17 protein-coding genes and 2 pseudogenes are annotated in these 20,368 nt (G+C 57.2%); 6 read left to right on the top strand and 13 right to left on the bottom strand.

The genetic code is table 11. The features are described 5' to 3' along the window. Positions 1–234: 234 nt before the first annotated feature. Genes X730_RS1000000165450 through X730_RS141475 form a run of 3 tightly spaced genes read right to left on the bottom strand, consistent with a single transcriptional unit; the run spans position 235 to position 3,535 of the window. A complete protein-coding gene (locus X730_RS1000000165450) occupies positions 235–699 on the bottom strand; it encodes a Mov34/MPN/PAD-1 family protein (RefSeq protein ID WP_050593865.1) in 465 nt (154 codons plus the stop codon). Beyond that, a complete protein-coding gene (locus X730_RS141470) occupies positions 696–2,354 on the bottom strand; it encodes a ThiF family adenylyltransferase (RefSeq protein ID WP_023827187.1) in 1,659 nt (552 codons plus the stop codon). The genes X730_RS1000000165450 and X730_RS141470 overlap by 4 nt, the downstream gene beginning before the upstream one ends. Next, the gene (locus tag X730_RS141475) at positions 2,354–3,535 is read right to left on the bottom strand and encodes a cyclic GMP-AMP synthase DncV-like nucleotidyltransferase (protein WP_023827186.1); all 1,182 of its coding nucleotides are present in this window, start codon (positions 3,533–3,535) and stop codon (positions 2,354–2,356) included. The genes X730_RS141470 and X730_RS141475 overlap by 1 nt, the downstream gene beginning before the upstream one ends. Positions 3,536–3,865: 330 nt before the next feature. On the opposite strand from X730_RS141475, the gene X730_RS141480 reads away from it, so the two are divergent. Together X730_RS141480 and X730_RS141485 are read left to right on the top strand one after the other, a co-directional pair. Continuing rightward, a complete protein-coding gene (locus tag X730_RS141480) occupies positions 3,866–4,339 on the top strand; it encodes a hypothetical protein (RefSeq protein WP_023724567.1) in 474 nt (157 codons plus the stop codon). Between the two features lie 12 nt (positions 4,340–4,351). Next, positions 4,352–5,062, top strand: coding sequence for a hypothetical protein (locus X730_RS141485; protein WP_023827185.1), 711 nt, complete (start codon positions 4,352–4,354; stop codon positions 5,060–5,062). Between the two features lie 453 nt (positions 5,063–5,515). Here the strand turns inward: X730_RS141485 and X730_RS141490 are convergent, their stop codons facing one another. The 3 genes from X730_RS141490 to X730_RS141500 form a co-directional block, all read right to left on the bottom strand. Continuing rightward, a complete protein-coding gene (locus X730_RS141490; protein WP_155922505.1) occupies positions 5,516–6,775 on the bottom strand; it encodes a hypothetical protein in 1,260 nt (419 codons plus the stop codon). Between the two features lie 668 nt (positions 6,776–7,443). Then, complete coding sequence (locus X730_RS1000000168265) at positions 7,444–7,869, bottom strand: hypothetical protein (protein ID WP_280816029.1); 426 nt, start codon at positions 7,867–7,869, stop codon at positions 7,444–7,446. Positions 7,870–8,808: 939 nt separating this feature from the next. Next, on the bottom strand, positions 8,809–10,059 hold the full coding sequence (locus X730_RS141500) for a DUF3644 domain-containing protein (protein ID WP_245261410.1): 1,251 nt from the start codon (positions 10,057–10,059) through the stop codon (positions 8,809–8,811). Positions 10,060–10,333: 274 nt separating this feature from the next. On the opposite strand from X730_RS141500, the gene X730_RS0134425 reads away from it, so the two are divergent. Further along, positions 10,334–11,386 (top strand): putative phage abortive infection protein, encoded by a 1,053-nt coding sequence (locus X730_RS0134425; protein WP_196814841.1) that lies wholly within the window; start codon positions 10,334–10,336, stop codon positions 11,384–11,386. A gap of 12 nt (positions 11,387–11,398) precedes the next feature. Here X730_RS0134425 and X730_RS1000000165445 read toward each other — a convergent pair whose 3' ends face one another. Continuing rightward, the gene (locus tag X730_RS1000000165445; protein WP_023827177.1) at positions 11,399–11,884 is read right to left on the bottom strand and encodes an HNH endonuclease; all 486 of its coding nucleotides are present in this window, start codon (positions 11,882–11,884) and stop codon (positions 11,399–11,401) included. On the opposite strand from X730_RS1000000165445, the gene X730_RS1000000169260 reads away from it, so the two are divergent. Then, positions 11,789–12,163 carry a transposase gene (locus tag X730_RS1000000169260; RefSeq protein ID WP_348633131.1) on the top strand — a complete coding sequence of 125 codons (375 nt, stop codon included), beginning with the start codon at positions 11,789–11,791 and terminating at the stop codon, positions 12,161–12,163. The genes X730_RS1000000165445 and X730_RS1000000169260 overlap by 96 nt on opposite strands. A gap of 136 nt (positions 12,164–12,299) precedes the next feature. Here X730_RS1000000169260 and X730_RS141510 read toward each other — a convergent pair whose 3' ends face one another. Beyond that, entirely contained in the window at positions 12,300–12,965 is a 666-nt protein-coding gene (locus tag X730_RS141510) for a protein kinase (protein WP_023827175.1), read from the bottom strand. 540 nt (positions 12,966–13,505) lie between these two features. On the opposite strand from X730_RS141510, the pseudogene X730_RS01000000164750 reads away from it, so the two are divergent. Continuing rightward, positions 13,506–14,536: pseudogene (locus tag X730_RS01000000164750) on the top strand (IS110 family transposase). A gap of 235 nt (positions 14,537–14,771) precedes the next feature. Next, positions 14,772–15,374 (top strand): phage integrase N-terminal SAM-like domain-containing protein, encoded by a 603-nt coding sequence (locus tag X730_RS01000000164745; RefSeq protein ID WP_245261409.1) that lies wholly within the window; start codon positions 14,772–14,774, stop codon positions 15,372–15,374. A 221-nt stretch (positions 15,375–15,595) separates the two neighbouring features. On the opposite strand, the gene X730_RS141515 is transcribed toward X730_RS01000000164745, so the two are convergent. The 5 genes and pseudogenes from X730_RS141515 to X730_RS141520 form a co-directional block, all read right to left on the bottom strand. Next, complete coding sequence (locus X730_RS141515) at positions 15,596–15,991, bottom strand: XRE family transcriptional regulator (protein ID WP_023827171.1); 396 nt, start codon at positions 15,989–15,991, stop codon at positions 15,596–15,598. Then, a complete protein-coding gene (locus X730_RS1000000169255; protein ID WP_348633130.1) occupies positions 15,991–16,197 on the bottom strand; it encodes a type II toxin-antitoxin system RelE/ParE family toxin in 207 nt (68 codons plus the stop codon). The genes X730_RS141515 and X730_RS1000000169255 overlap by 1 nt, the downstream gene beginning before the upstream one ends. Before the next feature lie 610 nt (positions 16,198–16,807). Beyond that, positions 16,808–18,030, bottom strand: a pseudogene (locus tag X730_RS06280) (MFS transporter). Positions 18,031–18,087: 57 nt separating this feature from the next. Beyond that, positions 18,088–19,524: an RNA polymerase factor sigma-54 gene (gene rpoN / locus X730_RS0134395; RefSeq protein ID WP_031197223.1), complete on the bottom strand. Its 1,437-nt coding sequence runs from the start codon at positions 19,522–19,524 to the stop codon at positions 18,088–18,090. A 69-nt stretch (positions 19,525–19,593) separates the two neighbouring features. Then, entirely contained in the window at positions 19,594–20,127 is a 534-nt protein-coding gene (locus tag X730_RS141520; RefSeq protein ID WP_023724551.1) for a peroxiredoxin, read from the bottom strand. Between the last annotated feature and the right edge of the window lie 241 nt (positions 20,128–20,368).

Below are 20,368 nucleotides of genomic sequence, written 5' to 3'. Positions count from 1 at the left end.
CTGAGAGGAGTTTCGCAAATCGCCCTTTTCAGCGCACCAACACGCGTATCCCGCGTCCTCCTATGCGAGCGAGATCCCGTAAACCTCGCGTTTCAGAGGCAACTAAGGCTGGCAGCAGCGACTTTCTCAAGCCAAACTTTCTGAAGCTTTCAAGCTAACTGACGAATGAAGAACGCATGCTTCAAAGTAGCGGAGCTTGGCGGTCAAGCGGCAAGTTGATTTTACGCCAAACGTTTAGGTAAAGAGTTTCGCTACGTCGTTTTCCTCGTCGAGCGTCAGCTTCTTAACGCGACTCACGTGCGGCGATTGCAAACCAGCATACATTTGAGTGTCGTTGAAGATCAGAAAAGCCATCAGTCTTTTTGTATGACCCGCGATGCGCCGCCAACTGCGCCGATCGACAAAGGACGGTTCGGCTACTCCGCCTGGGTGTGTATGCCATTCGCCAACCCAATCGATCGTCTGCCCCGAGCGCACCCACTCTCGAAGGGCCCGAAGCTTGTGACCTTGCTCAGATCTCCGGAAGAGGGTTGGAGTGGCATAGTCCCACCGCCCCGGGAAGGTAGCGCTGTCGATCTGAATTGCATCGTTTTTGCGGTAGCCGAGGAGAAGACCGCCGCGTTCGCTTAGTCTCGGCCAGTTATTTTCGTGTTCGCGAATTTTATCCAAGACCGATTTCGGCACCAGTACCTGCGTCATGCTGACGTTCGTCTCGACGCACATGCGGGGCAGAATTCAGAAGGTCTCGGAAAACGTGGTCCTTGCACCCGCCCGCGGCGCAGATCGACCACAGCGGACCTGAGCCGCGGACCCGGATGGCCGTTAGCCCAATCGAGCGCCGCACGCGTTGTCAGACTGGCTGCCATCATCGGCGCGTCGATCGTGAAGGGGATGAATGAGCCGTCCCCACAAGTCGCAGGCTGCAAATTCAGTTCGTCCTTCTCGTCTCCGACCGGAAAGCGCCAAGGTCCATCGAAGACGGGCTTCAAACACCGGAAGCAACTGAACTCGTCTCTTAAATTGAGAAAGCTCTGCACGCCCGCGCCGTTCATAAACACCCAAGAGTGAAGAAGTGCGCTAGTCTGAATGGCGGAGTTATCTAGATACCATTCGTTGATGGCCGACTGTACGTTCCAGGACCCTGTCGCATCGATTATCAGATCATGTTTACCCAGCACGTCCAAATGTTCGAGCGCATCTTGCTCGTAGGCAGCTACATGCACCTGCGGGTGAAACCGCTCTAGCTCGGCCGCGACAGCTGAGGCTTTTGGTTTTCCGATCTCGGTAAAGCCAAGCAAATGTCTCCCGATGTTGCCTTGGGCCAAAACTTCGTTGTCGAAGAGGCTAAAAGGCTTGCAACTGCCCGCGCCTATCTGGACGAGCATGCGAGCAAGATTGCTACCGATCGTGCCGCAGCCAATGAGGGCTATCGATTTTTGCTGCAGGGTATTTTCGCTTTGATTGTTTCGATTTGTCACGTCAGTCAGACTCGACCATTGACCCGAATATCTGTCCAGAGTGATTTTGGTGGCTAGCGTTTCTGCGATACCAAGCAGCGCCTGTTGACGTATATTACCTTTCGACACTGCATGCTTGAGGTCTTGCGGAAAATTGACGGAAATGCCAAGCAGAGCGTTTGGCGCGGAGATAAAGAGACAGTTGTCCGCACATAGGAACTGCACAAGCCTTCGCCAATCGCGGTGCAGATCAGGATGTCCTACCAGCCACTTCTTGAGGTCTGCGAGCGTCCGCGGCGCCATCATGATACCTATAGGCCCAACGAGCTTTTCCGTTCGCCAGAACTCAACTGCACGGGGAAATGCTGACTCGTAGCCGCGTAGTTTCTCTTCACTTGAGATGCATAGAAATTCCACCTTGCCTTCACGCTTGGCAAGAAAGAGAGTTGCACGCCTGCCATCTGCAACCTCATCTCGCGGAAGCATGCAGCGCACTGTCAGGTCTGACTTCCAGTAAGATTGGTATTCGTCTATCAACTCGGCGGGGCCTTTCCCTCGGTAGGAAAGCTCCAGTGTCCTGCTCGCTTCTTCGAGCACTCGCAAAATCGCCTCGCCAGGCTGATATAGATCTAAAGGAAGCCCAGCCCCGGAGGCATAGCAAATCCCGGTCTCCTCTTCGACATGCGCGAGAGTTTCGACCGGAATCTGAGTGCGATCTTTGAGTGTGATCCGAGGGCGAGTTGCAAAGCGCATATCGGGGATCGATATGGAAACATCGACGGGCCTGCCATGCACTCTTATCTGGCCGTCATAATCGGCTGGCCCTACACCGGCAGGAGCGAAGCCGGCATTGCGCAAGGTCGCATCGACGATAGCCAGTGCGTCCCTTGAATTCATTAGCCCGAAGTCGAAGCAATAATACGCGGTGCGGGGACAACCGCGGCCGCCGCCTTTTGGATCGCTGAAATTTTTGGCGCCATTTTAATCGCGTCGGGCCGATAAGGGATGCGCGTGCCGAAACGGTTCCGCAGTTTCAGCACAACCTGTTCTGCGTCGCCCGTGCGTTCGAGGGCGGCTTCCATTTCACCTCGAAGCGCGACCGCGCCTCTTACGATCTCGTTGCGATCTTGGTCGCTCCAGTCATTGATGCAAAGATGCCACAGAACCGGGTTGACGATCGTTCCGTCGAATATACCGGGCAGGCGCTTCGCAATCTCCAGTATCAACTCATCGTCGCGATCGCCTCTCGGAAGGCCCGGGAGTTCCGAGAGAGCCATGTCGATTGCACGCATCAGGCAGATCGAGGAGAGCACCGACTTCTCCCAAGTGTAGTCGCGCCAGCCCTTGAAGAAACGGCAAAGACGTCGAAACGGCGGCCCGTATCTCTCCGATCGGCCGTCGACCCAATCGTGTATCATCTGCGGGTCGGACTGAACCCAACTCCCGTCTCGTTGAGCCAACATGATCTTATCTGAAGGTAGTTTCCAGCCACCTTTAACGGAACCGCGTGTTGCTACGGCTATATGCGCCTTTGCGAGACTTTCACGAAGTTGATTGAAGCGGTCCTGTGGGATTGAATAGATCGGAATGTCGATGTGAGCACCCGGCCACAATTTCACCCTTGCACAACAAGCTTTGGTCGTATCACGGACCCAGCCTCGCGCGTCGCAAAGCGGTATCAGCACTGAATCCACAAACTCGAACAAGCCTTTCGCGGCAAGTGCGGGTTCGCCGTTGGCGATGAACTGGACGGGCACGTACATGCCGTCGTCAAGGTCGATTTCTTGCTTGGGCTTTTGCGCGGGCTCGTTGAGCGTCCGGTAGGCGAAGCTGCCTTGGGTCATGAACTTGACTTGGATTTCGGGTCGTTGCCGCCAGTTGACTTTCTGACGATACGAATCCTGCCAGTAGTTGTCGGTCAGTTGGATTTGTGATGCCGCGGCCTTCAATGTCGCGCGAATTTCACTGCGCGCTTCCATCAGTTGTGCGCGTTCATCGTCGCTTACATCTAGGTTCGCCAGATAGCTCGGCTCGGCTTTGAGGCCGTAAAAAAGCGCGTGCGCATTTGCTAGAGTCATTCCCCACCTGGCCGATTCTTACTTTGATCTGAACATGGGCGAGGCACGCAGGGGTTTCAAGGAGTATAGGCGCGATATCTACAGGAGTCTGACGAAGGCTTGATTTTTTGCCGTTTTGGCTGTTTGTGCTAGACCTTGCGCCACTTTCAGATCCGATCGGGTCCAGGATGGCGCGCCAGGACAGGCTTGGTCTGAAAGTCGAATGGATTTCTACCATGCGCCTCTGGACCACCCCAGCTTCAGGTAACCAAAAAATTGGGCAGATCAGCTCGCACAAACACAATGTTGTAACGGTTTGCATTCGATTCCAAAAGCGCGCAGTTCAGCACCATGACGTCGGCCGCACCCAAAAAATTGATCAAGCAACTGGTGAGCCTTCTTGAGGAAGTCGACGTTCGCGCAGGGTCAGATTTCTCCGGAATTGGGTTGATAGTGGCGGAATCTCCTGAATACTTGCCGATCATTTCGCTGCGCCCGACAAGCAATCTCACCGATGATGCCGAAACTGCAACAGCGTTGGCGGCGATCTCGCATCCTTGGCATGAACTTCATGATGGCTTTCATGTTCTTAAGCCAAACCTCGAAGTGACCAGGGTTGCTCAATATTTTTCGCCACCTATCGTTCCTGCGGCACGCATTGACAGAAAGAAACGCTTCGGTGGGCGTTATCTCGCAGCGTTGTTTGGATCGACGCTCCCCGGGGTGCTGGCCACCGGCATTTCGAGTCGTGACTTCGGCTTGGCCGTGTTCCATCGAGGTAAAGAGGAGTTCTACCGTGCTGCACGCGATCGCGGCCGGGAGTGAGGGGGCTTTGCAATGATCTTCGCAATGAGTCGCAGTCTGATTCTGAGTACGCTCGTGCTGGTAATCGTGGCGTTCTGCGTGGGAATTCTCCATTTTGGCTATGCGGCAAGTCCCCGAGATCTTTTTGAATGGACTTCCAAAATTGCACTATTCATCAGTTGCGCGATCGTGCTGCTTAGTATCCGACCAATTTTGCGCGTTCTGCACTGGATAACTTTTGCGAAATACTGGTGGTTTCCATGGCTTGACGGGGAATGGCGTGCCGAAATTCGGTCCAACTGGCCCAAGGTGCAGCGCTTGTACTTGGCCGCTAAGCGCGAAGCTCCTTCCTTCGATGCTCTCGCCACGGGACTGACACAAGCCGATGAATTGGTTACCAAGGCGACTGTCACGATAGAATCGAGCCTGTTCGACATTTCGATCGAAATTACGCCGGACGGAACAAAAAAAGTGAGCCGCACTCGCTTCGTTCGTCCACGCTGGGCAAAGCCAGATCGGCCAGAGCTGAGCTACGTCTATGAACAGTTGGATAACACCAGTCTTGAACCGACTGACGTGAGACAGCATTACGGGGCCGGCATTGTCGAGTTCATCGCAAGGACCGGCGAGCTCTCTGGTCACTACTGGACCAACCGAAAGGCCGAAGCCGCATTGAGTACGGCCGGCACTATTGTCATGCGCCGCGTGCCAAGACCTGGCTTTTTCGCGCGGTTCTTAGGCTAAAAATCCGCGTAGCTTAAGGCCGGACTGGGTGGTGCGTGTGTCCGCCAGCCCTTTCTGGCCTGTTTCTCAAACCCTTGGTCTCAAGGGCTGTACAAGCCTGCAGATCTCAAAATGGGTGGTGGCGCCTAGAGACGAACGCGTTGATCCAGATTTCTAGCTTACGGAGGACCGATCGAAAGCTTGCCTCGTCTCGGCAGAAGATGGTGGCTGTCGAGCGATTGTAATCCTCATCTCTGTCGCTCAGGAACGCTTCGGCCTCATCCTTGCTCAATCGCTGTTCAACCGCTTTCCGCAATTTCTGACGCCACAAATTTGCTTCGGCTAGGTTGTCACGGTCAGCCCGTTGGCGGCGTTCAATCGCGGAAAGGATTTCACGCGCCTTCCCGGCGGCGTGATAGCCATGATAGGCGGCCTCCGAAGGCGAGCGACCGTCAAGATCAGGATGTGACTCGTTCAGCCATGCGCCGGGGTCGTTGAGTACCGTTTCGGCGTACTCCGCAAGCTCTTTCTGCCGATTGATTTTGATTGTCTCAGCTTGCACGGCAGCTCTGGCCTTCTTCTCCGCCTCCTTCGTGGCAACAACAGCCAGGCGACGATCGCATTCGTTTGCAATCGGAAGGCCCAAAAGTTCACGTACGTCAGTGCGAGTGCCGTTGAAAAGGCCAACGATGGCGCGCAACTCAGCTTCAACTGGTTGCATCGTGCGGTGCTTGCCAGCAGGGCGGCGTACGGTTCAGCTGTCTCCGGGTTGATCATGTTCAGCCAATCCTCGACCGTCATACCGCCGCGTTCTTCGTCAGGCAGCTGGTCAAGAAGCCATCGTACCGTTTCTTCGATCCCCGTTCGGGCGGAAGACCTGCTCATCTCTTCCATGACTTGATCGAACCAAGATGAGGCCACAGCCGGCGAAATTGCGAAACCGTGCGTCCAATCCAGCGCGACGCCGACTCCGGTAAGATATTTCAGATAGAATTCCACAGCCTTCCATGGCGCAGCAAAGCGATTGTCTAGCGCCTCGATGGCCGCCTCAAGGCTGGGATGCGTGGTGAAGCAGCCATACCCGGCAACCTCTAACCCGATGTGTTTGTCCAGGCCGATTCCACGCAAGACATCGATGGTCGATATGGGTAGAGGTTCCGGCATTGAGTCCAGAGCGATGTTGTAGGCGCGGGCTTTCTGTCGAGCGTCGGCCGTCAGTTTGTTCGCAGCGGCCCCCATTGCTGCGGTAGCTTCTTTTTGGAGCTCCACAACAGCGCGGTCGATCGCCTCGTTGAACAGCCATTTCCTGGGGGCCGAGCGGATTACGGCGTCGGCAACCACCTCTAGCGCGGCATCCCTAGGTATGTGCCAAAGGTCGATTTCTATCGCCGCAACGCCGTGTTGGCGGATGCGTCGAATCTTTTCTTCGCCGCAGGGGTGGGTCACCGCAATTTCTACAAACAGCTTTCGTCCGCCGAGGGTGACATAGAGATCGGGGACTATCTGCTGCGGGTCACGGAATTCGAGAGTCGCCGACTCGAGTTGTATTTTTTCTCGACCTGGAAGGACCTGTTCAACGCTCCCGTGGTTCGCGATCCGCCTTGGGACGAACAAGAGCAGGCGTTCCTTGATGATCTGCTTGGCTAGCTTGTGCAGGGCAGTTTCAGGCCCTCCGCCACAGGCATCGCGATGATGGTGCGCGAAATGTGGCGTCTCTGCCAATGTCCTGGCCACGAGGCGACTGCCGCACCTTCCGGGGCAGACGCAGTCGCACCTGAGCCCGTGGACGGCCATCGAGATGTGCACCAAACTGCCGTCAGACTGCTGCCCATACACAAGCTCGGCGCGATCCGAGCCGAACTTAGTGCGCAGAGGTCCATGGCCTGAACGAACTGTCATATATCAACCGAAGCGGCATCGAATTGTTTGTCGGTCACGTCAAACTACGGCAAAGGTTGGCTAGTGATCACCTACGGAGGACCGTGCCCACACTCTTCCATCGAAATGCACTTGCCCCATTTCCGGCTGGAGGCCTCTCTCGTCGATATCCAACAGCACGAACCCAAATCGATGGCAGTCCAGTTCACTAGGGAGCGTCCCTCCGCTGCTATTCCGGCTTACGACTGACCAGGAAAATGCAAACGGCACAGGCGATGCTCACAACCAACTCAGCCTGGTCGTCGTCCGGCATCTCTCCTTCCCGGAGATGACGTCCGTACTGTGAAGCGAACCCCCAGAGCTTGTCCAGAGCTTGGTCAAGTGGCTTGGGCAAATCGAGTGCGTCGACGAGCTGTCCGAGGTTCTTGTTCGGCTGCCCAGTGAGATGGCGTGCGGTTGCTTCGAGGGCGGCAACTGCATGTTGGATTGCGCCCGTGCGATCTGGAATTGGGCGGCGTGAAAGATCACCCTGCTTCTCTAATTTCGTTGGCGGCTGTCGCTCTGTCACTTTGCTTGAGCACTTGCAGCGCCTTCGCTGTAACGGCCGAAAAGCCCTCGCTGCCTCGGAACGTAAGGCCTTTGTGCTCCTCCAGCTGCCAGCCAATGCCTTTTTCGCGGAAGAACCGGTTGAGCTCCTCCCGATATCGATCCTGATTTTCTGGGTCGTCACTAAGCCCGCGCCAAAGGGTCTCAGCGATGTCATACACCTTGAACCATTGGCAATCGGCGATCAGGCCAACGACTTCACGACGGACATTCGCATCGGACCAATTGTTGTCGTCTGGAACTTCAAAGAGCACCGCACAAACCTGCTCACGAATCCACCTTCCAACTGCTCCCTGTGTTGTGTGTGATCTGAACGATTGCGAAGCGAAGACTCTCTGGGGCATCCTCGCGGAGTGTGATTTCAGCATCAGGACCGCTGTAGCCAAAGCGTTCAGAAGATGGTCGATTCATTCGTTGAATCCGTCGTTAGGTGGGCGGCGCCGCAACCTTAGCGTCTCCCGGTCGCCATCCGAAGCGATGATCATAATCCCGTTGGTGGCCAACGACACGCCCCAAGTCCGACGATCTGGCTGCGGTCAAAACGAGCATTCATCAGCTAGCCTCGTCAAGCATCTCAAATGTATTGTAGCGCCGCTGAGCGGTGCGAGTGCAGTTCGAACTCATGTCGGCCGCATTTTTCTCGGACGCCGACTGATCTAGGAGATCCGCTCCGGCGAATGGGACAAGATGCAGACAGGAACGACGGAGCGCACGTTGTGCTGCCTGCGGCAGTGCGATCGCGAGACGGCCGGACCGCGCCGGATTGCCTGTGACGATGCTCCGTCAGTCCGATGGAAAAGTGCGCCGCGACGGTTTCGGCGCTGCGAATTAGCAGCGCAACTACCCGTCGCAGAGCGCGGAAGACTGCACGGCGCATCAGAGCTCGACGCAAGAGTACGAGATCGTGGCATAGAGCATAGAATATTAGATTTGAGGAGGAACGACGATGGATAGCAAGTCGCGAAAAATACGACCGATTAAGACGGCAAGATAAAAGGGCGCACATTGTGCTGCGGTCGGTTGGTTGTTTTTGCTAGGATTTTTTGCGCCCTCGGCACATTGTGAGGTTTTGCCGCAATGTTGCGCTCCGATCCGAAACAATTGTTTTAGCTTAACAATTTACAATGTGCTTCTCAATCGGCGATTGCGATTGTCCACGGATATTTGGAAGCGGTTCCGCACCGCCGCGAAGTTAGGCCCTTGATGGCTGTCGCGTTTTCATGAGGGCAGCCTGCTCGACATCCGAGCGACGAAGCGAAACGGCAAGAGTGATCTGACCGAGGTCAGGATTGACCTTTACCCGGCGCCATGAGCGTCGTCAGCACTGGTGGGATACCAATTGCAACCTTCGGCGCTTCGGCAGCCTTTTTCGGTGGAAAGAGATCCCCATTGTTGCCTGGATCACCGGGTTTCGCCGGCTTTGTGAGTTCGCTAACGAGCAGATCCACCCATGCGTCGTTGTAGGTATAGCCATCATAAGCCTTGTGAAAGATGCAGTACGTCCTGTTGGTCTTGTCGCCTTTGGCAGGACGCACCTTGTGCCTTTTCCAAGCGTCGGTGTGGTCGCTGAGCGTAAAGCGTTTGGACGTTTTTTTGCTCACCATGGCAGCCACTTCTCCGGGCCTGTAGGGATAGAGCTCATCGGAGATCTTGTACTTCTGCAGAACGTTGTGGACGCTTTTCCCCTCCTCGGATTCCGGCGTGAGGAACTGGATATGCGCACTACCCTTGGATACGCTGTCGAATGTATAGACGACCCGGAACTGATATTCCAAGTCGGCCAGCTCCTCTTCGGTGAGCTTCGCGGTCAGTAGCGCGTCCAGTGCGGCTATGTGCTGGGGCACGTCATACTGGTGCAGTTGGGCGGCCTGATCGATCTGGAGCTTGCCGAACTGCAAGGCAACGGAAATCTCGTTCTGCAGGCTCAACCGCCGGCCGTGTAGCTCAACGATCGTCTTATCGAAGTTGAGGCAGCAGGCCTGGAATAGCGATAGCCAGCGCGGATCACTACGCCCCAATAGCTTGTGTTCGACCTCGTCCCGAATGGCCTTGATGGTCGCGAGATTGTTTTTAATGCCTTTGGAGAGCGGGCAGTCTGTTCTGCTAAGCATATGGCTCAGGGCAAAGGTGGTCCCATCTGCGTTCAGGATCGAACCATCCTTGCGCTGGTGGAACTCGTGAAGAAGATAGGTCCATGCGATGTTCGCGAGAATGGCGAACATGCCGGTCTTGAATTTGTAGGTGCTGCTGTTGAAGATGGTGACAGCAAGGATCATTGCCTCGCGCGCCCTTATTAACCGCTCGTCGTCGTAAAGATTCAGGCCGGTGACGGGGTCGAAGGACTGCTTCCGCTTTTTGTAGAACTCAATCTGCTCGTCAGTAGCAGGAACAATCTTCTTGTCTTTCTTGACCCCGGAAATACGGCCAAAATTGACGGTCGGCGTGCGCTGGTAGTTGATGAGAGCGTGAATATCCTGGTTGCGCTCCCCCTTGGCCAGCAATGCCTTGACGATGCTCTTCTCAAGAGCGGTCAATCCTCCTCCGGCCATCATGCTCCCCCAAGCGGCTAAATAACGGAATTTCGTTCAAGGTGCAGTGTAGCGCTGTATTTCCGGAAGTTAAAGTAGCCGCGCGTGTAGGGCGCGCGGAATACATGAAAAGCAAAGTGCTGCATAGCGCTCGCCGAATAGATAACCGTAGGTGACACCGAGAGCGAGGCAGATCGGCTCGAGCTCGCGGTAATCCGGTTTCAGCGGGTTGGCCTGGAACAGCTGCCAGCGATGCCAAGGGACGCCTGTGGCAATGGTTATGCGACCGCTGTCCATTGCGTTCTGGGGGATTGCCAATGGCCGCCAAAGCCGTTCGCCATCACACCCCCAAACAATATTGCGGCTTTCAATCTTGGCTGATACTTCTCTGTTTGAGGGAAATGCGATGAATGGCTGGGTTATCTTTTGGCTGGCAATAATAGCCTTCGTCGCTCTTGTGTGGGCAAATTCTCGCGGCACTCAGCGGTGGCCTGGGTTCGACGGGTTCCAAGCGATTGTCGCTCCAAAGGCCGGTGACTCCGCTCACGGCTTATACAAGATTCTTGTCGTGTCGGTCCTGATCGTCGCCGGGATCTTTATCTTTGGGTATGCCAAACTGGATAAAGCGGAAACGCTTGCATGGTTTGGGGACTTCGTCGGCGGCGTCATTGGCCCGGTTCTGACGTTCTTGACCTTCGTCGGGCTGCTGGTCACCATTATCCTTCAGCAGAACGCCAACAGGGAGGCGAGAGCCGAGGCCGCAAAGGCCGAACAGGCATTCGAAAAGCAGCTGTCGTCGCAGAAACGCGAGAGCTTTGAATCCACCTTTTTCCAGATGCTCACCTTGCACAACACGATCGTCACTTCCATCGATATTCGAAGGTCGGATATCAAGCTGGGAGACATCAAGGGTCGGGACTGCTTCAAGTTCTTCAGCCAAATCCTGCGAGCCAAATTCGAACAGGACAAAGAGCTTGGATTGACCGATAGGGATGCCATCAGGATCGCTTATTCAGCATTCTGGATTGAGTGGCAGCAGGACCTCGGCCACTATTTTCGCTACCTGTACAATGTCATCCGCTTCATTGATGAGGCGAATGTGCGTGCTCGGTACATGAAGCTGCTAAGGGCGCAGCTCTCGGACTTCGAGCTTGTGATCATGTTTTACAACTGCCAGACCGAACAGGGTGCAAAACTAGGAAAATATGCTGAGCAATACGCAATGTTCGATAACCTACCTAAACATCTCTTATACTCACCTACTCATGCTGGTCTGATGCACGGCTCGGCCTTTGATGAGACGCTGTTGCCACAACAGGCGGTTTATGGATGACGCGTCCCTCACTCATTGCCGGCTGGTTCCCACAGGCATGGGCTCGGCCAACCGACGCTCGATCTGGACCGACGCCGCCTGAGCTTCAGTCATCATTTGTTTGATGTCGTCCAGCCGCTGCCAATACTGATCCCATAGCTCAGCGCCTACCGTCTCGCGGAGCCGTTCAATCGACATGGGTTCGGCCGCGCCAGCCTCCCTCTCGAACGCCTCTAGGCGCCCAATACGCTCCGCAATATCCGAAGTGCCTTTGCGAGTTGGCGAGCCTTTGGCCTGGCTCAACATCCAACGTTTCCAGTCAGCTGCGCCTTTGGACTGGTTGCACGGCCCGCAGGACGGCACCAGATTGCTGGTGGTGTGGAAATGGCCTGAAGGGCGCCCAGCCTTCACCAAACCGCGCAAATGGTCCTTGTCGGTGGCCAGCGCGCCGCAATAGACGCATTCTCTCTCTTTAATGCCGGCTGCAGCAAACAGCTCGGCCTGGGCGATCGGGTCCACATCGCGCGGAATGATTGCATGAACGAACGCATGGGCAAGCTACGTGCTACGTCCGGTAATAGTTGGTCTCGCGGCCATTTACTTCTCCGAGAACTCCTCGCTACCACGACCCATCATCTGCGCAACGCCGAGTTCGCTACGCTGCGGCTCAGGCTGCTCAAGCTCGGCGCCCGCGTCATCGAAACCGTCTCGCGCATCCGCCTGGCCTTCGCCGCCGCCTGTCCCGAGGCAAGTCTGTTCCGGGCGATCGCCAGCAATCTGCTACCGGCAGGACCATGACCGCCGGGGCAGCGGGCCCCGCCGAACCACACAGCTTCCACCCTCCAGCGCGTTCACAAGTCCAGACACAGCCGCGGTGAAAAAGACGCCGAGCCGCCACCTGTCCGCCGCTCAGCGGCAAACAAACCCAGATCCGTCATGAATAAGACGGGCTAACTTGGGATAAGGTAGCAAGATGCCTACGATTCGGCGAATCCGTAGCTAGGCTGTAGTCAAGCGCCAGGAATTCAGGGGAGCTGTATCGAAGAGTCCCAATAAAAGGTCGTTGGAAAGCGTCGGTTAAGTTCGACAGACCCACCGGGAGGAGCACTCCGAGGTCTAGGAGGATGGCCCTTTCTGAATCATCAGTGACGGCAATGTTCTCGGGCTTGATGTCTCTGTGCGCGAGGCCGAGATCCTCAAGAAACCGCGCGGCGGAGGCGACCTGTGAAATCAGGGTGCCGTATTTTTCCGGTGCGATTGCTGAAAGTGAGGCATGGAGATTTTCATAAGGGAGTCGCTCCATCACCACAAAAAGGTGCCCGGTAACTGAGCAGGCGCCACCGTCCAGTATAGTGACCAGGTGCGGGTGGCTTTGACCAATGAGGCTCTTTTCACGATCAATCCTTGCGAGTTGGACATCTCGCCCGTATCGCTCGATGAGTTCGGGATGAAAGATCTTTATCGCCCCTTTGACCCCATCCTTCTCTGCAGAAAAAACAACTGCGGATTTTCCGTTGCCGAAGGTGGCGTCTATTGTCCATCCTCCTACATTGCTTCCCAGCAAGCTCTCAGCGAAGATTTTGGCTTGAGCGCTATCCATTTAATTCCCCCACCGCACGATACCCCAAAAAACATTTCATCCATGAGCATAAATAAGGGCCTAAGCAACCCTGAACTCACTGTAATCTGTCGCTAATATTAGTTTCTCAGGGTCTATCACCAAGGAATCTGCGAGGGTTGGCGTGTCTCCAGTCAGGCCTCTCATTCATCGGAGGCTCTGGCGGTGGAGCCGGGCAACCGTGATGATCATGGAAATTGAAAACGATGTAGGAAACTAGTCGACTGGTGCAGAATGCCCAAGTTTCAGCCGAATGGAGGATGGGTCCGAACGGCCCGATGAAGTCAACTGATGAATGGCAACGATCCGGTGGGGGCCACTCGGAACCGGACAGTCCGGAATCGGCCCACAGCCGCCGGGCTGCAATGCGCCTCATGCACGAACATGACGTAATCGCGAAAGGGGTGGCCACCTGAGATGTGGCGGCGATGTTCGAACATCTAGCCGGCTGGCTGTCCTCCGATAGAATGAAGAACGGGCTGTCGATGGACACCGGGCCCAGCCACCGAACGGAGGACAGCCATGGAACACTATATCGGTATCGACGTATCCATGAAAAAGACGGCAATATCGATCCGGCAGAACGGTAAGAGGATTTGGCGGGGCAAGTGCGTGTCCGATCCGCAACTGCTTGCGGCGGTGATCCGCAAGCGCGCACCGCATGTCCGACGGGTCGTGTTCGAAACGGGGCCGCTGTCGGTGTGGTTCTACCATGCGTTGACGGCAGAGGGCCTGCCGGTGATCTGCATCAACGCGCGGCATGCCAAAGCCGCGCTCGACATGGCCGCGAACAAGACCGATGCGAACGATGCCGATGGCCTGGCACATCTGGCCGAGGTCGGCTTCTACCGAGAGGTTCGCGTCAAAGGTTTCGACAGTTGCTGATCCGCACGCTGATCGCCGCGCTGCGCCAGCTTCTTAACATGCGTTTGCAGATATCCAACCAGATCCGTGGGTTGATGAAGACGTTCTGCCTCGTCGTGCCCAAGGGCGCCGGCAGCGTGTTCGAGCGCAACGTTCGCGACCTTCTGCAGGGCGAAGAAAAGCTGGCGCGCATCGTCGCGCCAATGCTTCAGGTATGGAGTGATATCCGGTACCAAACAGCAGAGCTGAGCCAGCAGCTGGCCGCGATGGCGCGTGAGGACCTGCACTGTCGTCTGCTCATGTCAGTGCCCGGTGTAGGCACCGTCACAGCCACCGCCTTTGCCGCAGCCGTGGAGGATCCGGCGAACTTCAGGAACTCGCGCGCCGTGGGTGCGTGGGTGGGCCTGACCCCGAGGCGCTACCCGTCCGGCGAGGGCGATACTGACGGACATATCTCTCGCCGTGGCGACAATCAGTTGCGCGGGCTGCTATACGAGGCGGCCGCAGTCATCCTGAACCGGTCGACGGATACTACCACACTGCGAACCTGGGCTTTGGAGCTGAAAGAACGGCTTGGCTTCAAGCGAGCGGCCGTGGCTCTGGCGCGCAAGCTGGCGGTGATCATGCATGCGATGCTCCGGACGGGCGAGCTGTTCGATCCGCACGGAGGAACGCCTGCCGCAGCCTGATCCTGCATACGCTTGCCGGCGACGATTTCCTCACGTCATTCAACCGATAGCGTTCTTCCAGGACGCACCGAGCTGTCCCTGCCGGGACGTGCCTGAGATCATTCCGCGAAGCGGGAAGCAACTGCCTCGGTAAGCAGATTGCGCCTCGGCCTGAGATGGCGCGACTGCCATTTGACTTGAGCGGGAAGAGGCGTCGATCTGATCTTGGAGTTCCGTTCAACGAGAGGAACTCGCCATGGCTACCCTGTCGACCGATGCACCAATCTCTCCGCTTCGCCAGCGCATGCAGCACGACATGCTCATGCGTGGCCTGGGCTCCCATACCCAGCAGGACTACGTTCGTCACCTCCGGCGCTTCGCTGTGTTCCTTGGCCGCTCGCCCGACACGGCGACGGCTGCGGACATCCGTCGATTCCAGCTGCATCAGCATGAGAGCGGCGGCGGCCCTGCGACGATCAATTGGCGCCGTCTCGGCACTGCGGTTCCTGTTCCTCGTGACGCTGAAGCGTCGGGATCTGGCGCGTGCGCTGGTGATCATGAGGTATTAGCGCAAGCTGCCCGAGGTGCTGAGCGTGGAGGAAGCGGCGCGGCTGCTCGAAGCCGCACCCGGCATCAAGTAAAAGGCCGCGCTCGGCGTCGCCTATCGCGCGGGCCTGCGCGTGTTGAAGTTGCGCACCTCAAGATCGACGACATCGACTCGACACGCATGCTGATCCGCGTCGAACAGGCCAAGGGACGCAGGGACCGCAACGCTATGCTCTCGCTGCAATTTCTGGAACTGCTCCGGCTGTGGTGGCGCGAAGGCAGGTGGCGCGGGGTGATGCTCCCCCATGGCTGACTGTTCCCCGGGGCGCAGCTTCACCGCGCCGATCTCATCGAGGCAATTGCACCGCGCAGTCCAGGAGGCAGCCAAAGTCGCCGGCATCCGCAGCTCACACCTATGTCGGCCTCCGTTACCTTGCCGCGAGCTGGCTTAACTAGGACGTTGCTCATACCTACTCGTCGCATGGACGAGAGCATCTCGCCCCCATCGGTAGTCTTTAGCCGAACAGAGTGAGGTCAGCCGGCGCGTGCGGCCTTTGTGCGATTACGTCCACCTGCCGCTCTTTTAACGCTATGCACGGAGACGGCTTTGGGAGCCACGACGTCGCCGAGCCGCTCTATACGGAGGGGCGCGCGCGAGGGAAGGCGAACGACGAGTTCGAGTTGCCCCCCGACCGCCTCGACGTAGCTTTTAAGAGTAGACAAGTACATGTCGGCTTGTTTCTCGATCTTCGAGACCGAAGGCTGCTTGATCTTGAGGACCGAAGCGATTTCGGCCTGGGCCTTTCCAGCGGCACGCCGCAAATCGCCGAGACTCTCGACTTCTCCCCTTAACTCTTCGAAACGCGCGTCGACCCGCTCCCGACGATCCGCGGGGAGCGCAGCGATTAGGTCATCAAGCTTGCGTCCCATCACTTCTTCTCCTTCTTCGCCGCCGCCAAACGGTCGAGATGCCCTTGATAGCGCTTGTCCGCCTTGGCGATCAGACGTTTATAGAAGCCCTTCTCACTCACGCCCGACTTATCGCCGGCGACGAGCAGGATCGCCTTCCGCTTCCGGTCGAATGCGAACGCAACCCGCCAGACACCATCATCAGCATCGAAGCGAAGTTCTTTCATGTTCGCGAACGACGAGTCATTCAAGGTATCCGCATGCGGTCGCCCCAGCTGGGGCCAAACACACCGAGCAGCTTAGCGGAGGCCAATAGCTCATCTTGGACTGTCTGGGGCAACGCCTCGAACTCCCCATCGAACTCATCGCCAAAAACGACTTCCAAAGTCATACATAGCTCCTAGGCTATGTTGTCAACATCATCAAGCTGCCGAACGATAGTCTGCGGCCGAAACAAGGTAGGCGCGGTCGACGATAATCCGGCCGCCGTTGACACGACTGGCAATTCGCGACCTGTCTGCGCTATCGAGCGGCATCGTCACCGGCGTTCTGACGGGCATGGCCGGCGCGTAGCTGTCGCTTGCCCAGAATGCCGGCTCGTCGTAAAGGATATGACCGCCAGCAAGGGTTCCATCGCGCCGGCAGCGCTCACCGACGCCAAATGGAACCGGTGCCGGCGAGGTTCGCGTGTCTGGCGGCGAAGGTCGCGTGGCCCGGAGGTGAAGCCGGCGAGGCGCTTGCGCTGGTCCATGCGTAATCGTGCGGAGGACCGCGCCGCGCCGTGCATCGCATCTCTTGTCCCGCTGCGCTGCTGAGACCTCTCTCCTGTCAGGCGGTCTAGGTTTCGCGCTTCGGGCCGAGCACGAACACTATGAGGGCAGCGACGAACGTGGCAACAGCACTGTAGGCAATGGCGCTGGTAATCCCCGCATTCTCCACCAATAGTCCGCCGAAAATCGCGCCGGCGGCGATTGCCACTTGGAATACTGTGACCAGCAGCACACCGGCGCTTTGGGCCTGCTCGGGAACAGCCCTCCGTACCATCCACGTCTGCAATCCCACTGGCACCGCGCCGAAGGCAAACCCCCACGCGGCAACAGCAATCGCCGAGGCCAAGGCCGATGCTCCCGCCGTCAGCAGCGAAACAGCGGCTATCGCTATGAGCAGCGGTGCAAGGGCCGCGACTGCCTTGAGACTGTACTCGGCCAGAAGCCCGCCGGCCAGATTGCCGAAAAATCCGCCGATGCCAAAAGCAAGCAACACAAGCGAGATCGTTTCTACATCCAGCGCGGGAATCTTCTCGAGGAAGGCGCGGATATAGGTGATTCCGGCGAAGTGGCCGGAAGCGACCAGCAGGACGACCAAAAGCGCAATTTTGACCATCGGAATCTTGGCCACATCCAGCAGGCTTCGGAAGCTAGCCACTCCAATCGGAGGCAGTCTCGGAATGGTTATGAGTTGCACGAGCAGTGTAGCGGCGGCGCCGGCTGCGGCGAGCATGAAGGCGCTTCGCCATCCCCAGATATCGCCGACATAGGCGCCGATTGGAGCTGCGCAGACGGTAGCTACGGAAACGCCGGTGAGGATGATCGACATAGCGCGCGGCAGGAGGTGGCTTGGAACGAGCCGCATCGCCAGTGCTGCCGACATTGACCAGAAGCCTCCGAGCGCTATGCCGAGCACGACGCGTGCAGTCAGGAGAACCGCCAGCGACCACGCGCCGGCCGCCAGAACGTCCGACAGGATCAGCAGCAGCGTCATTGTCCACATGACGGTCCTGCGGTCCAGGCGCTTTGTGATGATGGCCACCGTCGGCGCCGAGATCGCCCCGACGATAGCTGTCGCCGTCATCGCCTGTCCAGCCGCTCCCTCGNTCCCTCGCTGATACCGAGATCACGCGCGAGGGGCGTGAGCAGGCTGACAGGCAGAAACTCTGCCGTGACCAGCCCGAAGGTGCCCAAGGAAAGCGAAATGACCGCACCCCATGCGGGACCAGACGGTGGGACGGGCTTTTCTGGGTGCAGAACAGCGTCCATGACACCTGCTGCGGATTGGGTCATGAACGAAGTCTCCACTTTGATGCAATGCAACGTGATGTTGGCTGCCTTGACCCAAATCTAAAAACACAAGCGCATTTCCCGGCGGCGTTGCACGGAGGAGGGTATGTTCATTGCTTCGCGATATTTTGTGACGGTGCGGCGCGCAACATCGATGCCGGTTTCCTTCAGCCGGACAGCGATGTCCTCATCGGAAAGCACGTCGCCGGGAGATTCTGCGGCAATGATCGCTTTGATCCGATGCCGGACAGCTTCGGCGGAGTGCGCATCGCCGCCTTGGCAGGACGCGATCGCGACGGTGAAAAAATACTTCAGTTCAAAGACTCCGCGCGGGGTAAGCATGTACTTGTTCGAGGTCACCCGGCTTACCGTAGACTCGTGCACGCCGATCGCGTCAGCGACGGTTCTAAGATTGAGAGGCCGCAGGTGGGCGACGCCATGTTCCAAAAAGGCATCCTGCTGACGCACGATTTCAGCCGCAACCTTGACAATGGTCTTGGCGCGCTGATCGAGGCTGCGGATTAGCCAGTTCGCATTTTGTAAGCATTCGTCGAGAAATGCTTGATCTTTCGAATTTTGGGCAGTCTGACGCGTGACTTCGGCATAGTAGGTTTGGTTGATCAGCAGCTTCGGCAGGGTGGCGGGATCAAGTTCGATCTGCCACCCGCCTTGCGGCGAGGGCGTGACCCAGACGTCGGGTATGATTGATTCAGACGCACCGGATTCGAATCTGTTCCCAGGCTTTGGATCGAGCGCACGAACCTCATGCATCATGTCGAGAAGGTCTTCTTCATCGACGCCGCAATGCTGCTTCAGCGCCTCAAAATCGCGTCGCGCAAGCATTTCAAGATGGGCAACCAAAGCTGCCATTGCCGGGTCGAGCCGGTTTCGCTGGCGCAACTGAATCTCGAGGCATTCTCTGAGACTTCGCGCAAAAACTCCCGGTGGATCAAATTGCTGCAAGGTTCCGAGAACCCGTTCCACAACAGCCTCATGGACATTTAGGCTCTCGGCCAGCTCCAAAAGGTTTGCCCGAAGATAGCCAGTGTCTTCCAGATCGGCGGCAAGCTGGCCAGCGATCAGCCGCTCCTGTGGTGTGAACGCAGTGAGGGCGATCTGACGAGCGACATGGTCGTGCAATGTTTCGGCGAGGGTGGCAAACTCGTCGAGGGAAGGGCCATTGCCCGGCGGGTTGTTGGTCGTGTTGCGAAGTGATTTCCATTGCCCGAGCCGTTCAGGCGACCCTGCCCCGGTCGCACCTTCAACGGCGTTTGCCCCAAAGCCGACAGGCTGATCCGCTCCCGAAATCGAAGCATCGTCAAAAGGCCCGCCATCGTTTGACGCAGATTCCAAGAGCGGGTTCTTCTCGATTTCCCCCTCCACGAACTGATGCAGTTCGGTATGCGCCAGTTGCAGCAAGCGAATCGACTCAATGAGTTGAGGCGATGCGACGATGGATTGCTTCTGGCGCTGAAACAGGCTTGCTGAAGATTGCATGGTGAGTGCGATAATCCTGTCGAGGAGCCTCTTGGGGCCTGCAATGGCGCCAGTGAGACGTTTTCTAGGTCATGCGGCGGCTTTCAGCGTTTCGAGAACGTTTTGCGGGGATGAAACGCCATACGGGTCGGCCTCGCAGTTGTCGGAGAAACCTTCCTCCTCGAACCAGTGCTCCACCACGCCATTGTTGATCAGGGCGGCGTAGCGCCATGAGCGCATCCCGAATCCGAGATTGTCCTTGGCAACCAGCATGCCCATCTTGCGTGTGAACTCGCCTGAGCCATCGGGGATGAGCTGGACCTGCTTCAGGCCCAAGGACTTTCCCCACGCATTCATGACGAAGGCATCGTTGACTGAGAGGCAGTAAATCGCGTCAATTCCCTGCTTCGCAAACTGATCATAGAGCTCTTCGAACTTGGGCAATTGGTAGGTCGAGCAGGTCGGGGTGAAGGCGCCAGGCAGCGAGAACAGGATGACCCGCTTGCCGGCAAAGTAGTCGTCAGATGTTTTTTCTTGCCAGCGATATGGATTTGGCCCCTGGACTGACTTATCGTGAACACGCGTGAGAAAGGTGACGAAGGGAACTTTCTTTCGAACTGTCATCAAGTTGCTCCTGAAGAAGACTGCGCTGAATTCTGGCAGAGGCTGGCGCAATACCGGGCAAAGGCTCGTATCCCCGGCACGGAATGAGGGCCTCGCGGCTCGCAACCTCCTTTTTTCCCTCCCGACGTATGGGAACGTCTTGGCGGTTGGTCTTGGCCACCCGAACGCAATCGATCTGAGCGAGCTGGACACCGTCGAGCCGGTTGCTTTCCACGGCTATGGCGCCGGAAGCGGGATCGGT

It is taken from the genome of Mesorhizobium sp. L103C131B0 (assembly GCF_000502275.1).
Classification (GTDB): Bacteria; Pseudomonadota; Alphaproteobacteria; order Rhizobiales; family Rhizobiaceae; genus Mesorhizobium.
This window is presented reverse-complemented; position numbering and strand designations above follow the sequence as displayed.

Coding starts and splice junctions, on each gene's coding strand:
- X730_RS1000000165450 (WP_050593865.1), bottom strand. CDS start 699: ATGACGCAGGTACTGGTGCCGAAATCGGTCTTGGATAAAATTCGCGAA.
- X730_RS141470 (WP_023827187.1), bottom strand. CDS start 2,354: ATGAATTCAAGGGACGCACTGGCTATCGTCGATGCGACCTTGCGCAAT.
- X730_RS141475 (WP_023827186.1), bottom strand. CDS start 3,535: ATGACTCTAGCAAATGCGCACGCGCTTTTTTACGGCCTCAAAGCCGAG.
- X730_RS141480 (WP_023724567.1), top strand. CDS start 3,866: ATGACGTCGGCCGCACCCAAAAAATTGATCAAGCAACTGGTGAGCCTT.
- X730_RS141485 (WP_023827185.1), top strand. CDS start 4,352: ATGATCTTCGCAATGAGTCGCAGTCTGATTCTGAGTACGCTCGTGCTG.
- X730_RS1000000168265 (WP_280816029.1), bottom strand. CDS start 7,869: ATGCCCCAGAGAGTCTTCGCTTCGCAATCGTTCAGATCACACACAACA.
- X730_RS0134425 (WP_196814841.1), top strand. CDS start 10,334: ATGCGACCGCTGTCCATTGCGTTCTGGGGGATTGCCAATGGCCGCCAA.
- X730_RS1000000169260 (WP_348633131.1), top strand. CDS start 11,789: ATGGTCCTTGTCGGTGGCCAGCGCGCCGCAATAGACGCATTCTCTCTC.
- X730_RS141510 (WP_023827175.1), bottom strand. CDS start 12,965: ATGGATAGCGCTCAAGCCAAAATCTTCGCTGAGAGCTTGCTGGGAAGC.
- X730_RS01000000164745 (WP_245261409.1), top strand. CDS start 14,772: ATGGCTACCCTGTCGACCGATGCACCAATCTCTCCGCTTCGCCAGCGC.
- X730_RS141515 (WP_023827171.1), bottom strand. CDS start 15,991: ATGGGACGCAAGCTTGATGACCTAATCGCTGCGCTCCCCGCGGATCGT.
- X730_RS1000000169255 (WP_348633130.1), bottom strand. CDS start 16,197: ATGAAAGAACTTCGCTTCGATGCTGATGATGGTGTCTGGCGGGTTGCG.
- rpoN (WP_031197223.1), bottom strand. CDS start 19,524: ATGCAATCTTCAGCAAGCCTGTTTCAGCGCCAGAAGCAATCCATCGTC.
- X730_RS141520 (WP_023724551.1), bottom strand. CDS start 20,127: ATGACAGTTCGAAAGAAAGTTCCCTTCGTCACCTTTCTCACGCGTGTT.